This window comes from uncultured Pseudoalteromonas sp. (assembly GCF_963922945.1).
GTDB lineage: Bacteria > Pseudomonadota > Gammaproteobacteria > Enterobacterales > Alteromonadaceae > Pseudoalteromonas.
In genome coordinates, this window is record NZ_CAWUKC010000175.1 from 1 (window position 1) to 2,332 (window position 2,332).

Sequence of the window (2,332 nt, forward strand, 5' to 3'; positions counted from 1 at the left end):
GCCTCGCTATGCGTTGCTTGCTCTGCCGTCTCAGTGGGGTCGCATTATAGGGAGATTCTAGCGGGGGTCAATGTTTTATTTCAGCTTTTTGACAAATAAATGAATTTAGTATGAAACGCATACAAATAAAGGGCTACAGACTGATTTTAGATTAAAAAACGCGCATATTAAGTCGCTATTTTACAGCCTGTATTTGCGCGTTATAAAAAGCAGTACATTTAGTAATCGCTGTACTGCTTTGTTGGTTTTAATTTGCTGCAATTTGCCATACAGCTATAGAGCCTGAGATCTCATTACCTATTATAAGGAGTGGTTCGCCTGTCGCACTTTGTTCTGCCGTTACAAACACCATGCCTTCGGGTGCAAGGTCACCGGTTATATCAGCTCCCTCTATTACACCTCGGTTATAAAAGTAATCTTCAAATTGTACATCGTATGGATTAGTAATATCGTAAACCATAACCCCACCCATACGCTCAAGACCTATAAAAGCAAAGGTGCGTTCGCCAATTGTACCTATTGTTAGCGCTTCAGGTTCTGCGCCTTTGTCGTCTGAGCGTGTATCACCTTTGTTTTCATCTTCGTTATTATTAAATGCTTCGCCATGTACCGATGCAGTTATACGACCGATGTCGTCGCCTGAGTCAAACACCACCAGCCCATTGCTGTCCCAAATGGTAAACGAACGTGCCCCATAGGCATAAAGCGATTCGTACTGATCGTCGTCATTCGCATCCCCCTTAACAGTACTTACTTTCAAGCGGCCTATATCGTCATCGTCGTTATTTAAGTAATCAAAGTTAGCAGCAAGAGTTATATCTTCAACGCGGCTTTCATCTATATAGGCAAGACAGCCGTCATCTTCATCGTAATCTAGACCACCTTTTGCTATGCAATCTGCCTCGTCTGTTGTATCAAAGAAATATTCACGTGCATCACCTTCATTAGCCGATACTATAAAGTTTGCACCTTTCCAGCTAAAGCTTGAGATTGTATCTGGCTGATACATACCATAAAGCCCTGGGTAAGATTTAAAATTAACACCGCCGTCTTTATCTGATGCATCTATTTGTAAATTTGACCAATCTTTAAACCCTAACCCTTTTAGTTCAAGAGAGTTATCTTCTAAATTAACGATGGCTAGTGCGTTATTTTCTTGAATTGATACGTAGGCATATTTGTTATCTTTAGAAATGCTGACGTACTCAGGCTCCAAATCCATAGCTACTGTAGTATTTATTTCATTGCCATTAATTGTTCGCCCTGTGGGGTTGGCAAAAACTAGCCCTTTCTCTTCAAGCTCGGCTTGTTGGTTGTTATATGCAGTAAAGTCAATATTGGTGGCCGTATCGGCAATTATGCCATTTTCTATATTAATAACACTGATAGAGCCCTCAGGGTCGATACTGTAATCGCCATTTGGCTCGCCTTCATTGGCTACAACCACTTTTGTACCGTCGTGGTTAAAAGTCACCATGTCTGGTAAAAAGCCCGCTGGTACATTTTTTATGAATGTGGGCGCATCGCCGCTTATGTCATAAAAAGCAATTTGACCCACTTCACCCACATTTTTAGCCGCCATTGCAACAGCCAGTAATTGATTGTTTTCATCTAATGCGATGCTGTTGGCATCGCCTGGGGTATTGTCGTTTAAGGTAAGGGTAATTGCTGATTCAAGGTTAGTTGCACTCACTATCCCTTCGTTATCTTGAACGAGTGCGGCAGTATCAAACGTATCGGCGGGTATAATGTTCACTACTGCGTCATCACCCGAGCTATTAATGGCGTATATCCATTTTTTAGATGCTTGATAAGCCACTATTTCAGCCGCCCCCTCAGGGCTTTGAGCATTGAGTACGGTTCTGCCGACTAAGCTTATATTTAACGCAGAATTTGCATTGGTACCGTTAGTACCATTTTGACCCGCTGTACCTTGTTCTCCTTGAATACCTTGCGTACCGTCTTGGCCGTCATCTCCATCTAGTGAGCAACCCGTTAATATTGATATGAGTAAAAGTGCTATAAGTGACCTTTTTAACATTGTTATTTTCCTTAGTGTGGTATTGAACAAAATAACAACACACAGGTATGACAAAGCTATGGCACTTTTATTTTGATTAGCTTTCGGCAATAAAAAAGCGAGTATGTAACTCGCTTGAAGCTAAGGAGTAGCTTTGTAGCTAAAATCTATTAATTTCGAGTTTCTTTTATAAACTCTTTTAACTCTTCAACGGAAGGTTCAATACCTTGTTGATTTTTATGTTCAAACCAATCGGTAACATCATTGATTATGACAGAGCCATCTTGTAAGCATAACTCATCGTTTTTCAGC

Annotated in this window: 1 protein-coding gene; it reads right to left on the bottom strand. The window is 40.9% G+C overall.

The window, feature by feature from the left end:
- Window positions 1–247 precede the first annotated feature (247 nt).
- Entirely contained in the window at window positions 248–2,041 is a 1,794-nt protein-coding gene (locus tag AABI99_RS18085; RefSeq protein WP_338367508.1) for a choice-of-anchor I family protein, read from the bottom strand.
- Window positions 2,042–2,332 lie beyond the last annotated feature (291 nt).

Bases quoted from the DNA above. Each gene is read 5' to 3' on its own strand.
- AABI99_RS18085 (WP_338367508.1), bottom strand. From the start codon at position 2,041: ATGTTAAAAAGGTCACTTATAGCACTTTTACTCATATCAATATTAACG.